The organism is Streptococcus infantis (assembly GCF_047465185.1).
GTDB lineage: Bacteria > Bacillota > Bacilli > Lactobacillales > Streptococcaceae > Streptococcus > Streptococcus infantis_O.
This window is the reverse complement of record NZ_JASHAJ010000007.1, coordinates 1-2,413: the sequence shown is the minus strand read 5'-3', so window position 1 is coordinate 2,413 and position 2,413 is coordinate 1. Positions and strand designations below refer to the sequence as shown.

Genomic DNA, 2,413 nt, shown 5'->3' with positions numbered 1-2,413 from the left:
AGCTAAGCGACTTCCATATCTCACAGGGGGCAACCCCCAACTACTTCCGGCGTTCTAGGGCTTAACTTCTGTGTTCGGCATGGGAACAGGTGTATCTCCTAGGCTATCGTCACTTAACTTTGAGTCTTACATACTCAAAATTGAATATCTATCAAATTACAAGAAATCCTTACGCTTTCGTATTCTCAGTTACTTTGGATAAGTCCTCGAGCTATTAGTATTAGTCCGCTACATGTGTCGCCACACTTCCACTTCTAACCTATCTACCTGATCTTCTCTCAGGGCTCTTACTGATATAAAATCATGGGAAATCTCATCTTGAGGTGGGTTTCACACTTAGATGCTTTCAGCGTTTATCCCTTCCCTACATAGCTACCCAGCGATGCCTTTGGCAAGACAACTGGTACACCAGCGGTAAGTCCACTCTGGTCCTCTCGTACTAGGAGCAGATCCTCTCAAATTTCCTACGCCCGCGACGGATAGGGACCGAACTGTCTCACGACGTTCTGAACCCAGCTCGCGTGCCGCTTTAATGGGCGAACAGCCCAACCCTTGGGACCGACTACAGCCCCAGGATGCGACGAGCCGACATCGAGGTGCCAAACCTCCCCGTCGATGTGAACTCTTGGGGGAGATAAGCCTGTTATCCCCAGGGTAGCTTTTATCCGTTGAGCGATGGCCCTTCCATACGGAACCACCGGATCACTAAGCCCGACTTTCGTCCCTGCTCGAGTTGTAGCTCTCGCAGTCAAGCTCCCTTATACCTTTACACTCTGCGAATGATTTCCAACCATTCTGAGGGAACCTTTGGGCGCCTCCGTTACCTTTTAGGAGGCGACCGCCCCAGTCAAACTGCCCGTCAGACACTGTCTCCGATAGGGATCACCTATCCGGGTTAGAGTGGCCATAACACAAGGGTAGTATCCCAACAACGTCTCCTTCGAAACTGGCGTCCCGAGCTCATAGACTCCTACCTATCCTGTACATGTGGTACAGACACTCAATATCAAACTGCAGTAAAGCTCCATGGGGTCTTTCCGTCCTGTCGCGGGTAACCTGCATCTTCACAGGTACTAAAATTTCACCGAGTCTCTCGTTGAGACAGTGCCCAAATCATTACGCCTTTCGTGCGGGTCGGAACTTACCCGACAAGGAATTTCGCTACCTTAGGACCGTTATAGTTACGGCCGCCGTTTACTGGGGCTTCAATTCATACCTTCGCGTTACCGCTAAGCACTCCTCTTAACCTTCCAGCACCGGGCAGGCGTCACCCCCTATACATCATCTTACGATTTAGCAGAGAGCTGTGTTTTTGATAAACAGTTGCTTGGGCCTATTCACTGCGGCTGACCTAAAGTCAGCACCCCTTCTCCCGAAGTTACGGGGTCATTTTGCCGAGTTCCTTAACGAGAGTTCTCTCGCTCACCTGAGGCTACTCGCCTCGACTACCTGTGTCGGTTTGCGGTACGGGTAGAGTATGTTTAAACGCTAGAAGCTTTTCTTGGCAGTGTGACGTCACTAACTTCGCTACTAAACTTCGCTCCCCATCACAGCTCAATGTTATAGAACTAAGCATTTAACTCAATTCACACCTCACTGCTTAGACAGACACTTCCAATCGTCTGCTTTAGTTAGCCTACTGCGTCCCTCCATCACTACATACTCTAGTACAGGAATATCAACCTGTTGTCCATCGGATACACCTTTCGGTCTCTCCTTAGGTCCCGACTAACCCAGGGCGGACGAGCCTTCCCCTGGAAACCTTAGTCTTACGGTGGACAGGATTCTCACCTGTCTTTCGCTACTCATACCGGCATTCTCACTTCTATGCGTTCCAGCGCTCCTCACGGTACACCTTCGCCACACATAGAACGCTCTCCTACCATACCTATAAAGGTATCCACAGCTTCGGTAAATTGTTTTAGCCCCGGTACATTTTCGGCGCAGGGTCACTCGACTAGTGAGCTATTACGCACTCTTTGAATGAATAGCTGCTTCTAAGCTAACATCCTAGTTGTCTGTGCAACCCCACATCCTTTTCCACTTAACAATTATTTTGGGACCTTAGCTGGTGGTCTGGGCTGTTTCCCTTTCGACTACGGATCTTAGCACTCGCAGTCTGACTGCCGACCATAATTCATTGGCATTCGGAGTTTATCTGAGATTGGTAATCCGGGATGGACCCCTCACCCAAACAGTGCTCTACCTCCAAGAATCTTGATGTCGACGCTAGCCCTAAAGCTATTTCGGAGAGAACCAGCTATCTCCAAGTTCGTTTGGAATTTCTCCGCTACCCACAAGTCATCCAAGCACTTTTCAACGTGCCCTGGTTCGGTCCTCCAGTGCGTCTTACCGCACCTTCAACCTGCTCATGGGTAGGTCACATGGTTTCGGGTCTACGACATAATACTAA

Annotated in this window: 2 rRNA genes; both read right to left on the bottom strand. The window is 49.7% G+C overall.

Annotation, left to right across the window (positions count from 1 at the left end):
* Position 1: 1 nt before the first annotated feature.
* A 5S ribosomal RNA gene (rrf, locus tag QM382_RS08815) occupies positions 2-117 on the bottom strand.
* 77 nt (positions 118-194) lie between these two features.
* Positions 195-2,413 (bottom strand): 23S ribosomal RNA (locus QM382_RS08810); the annotation flags it as partial.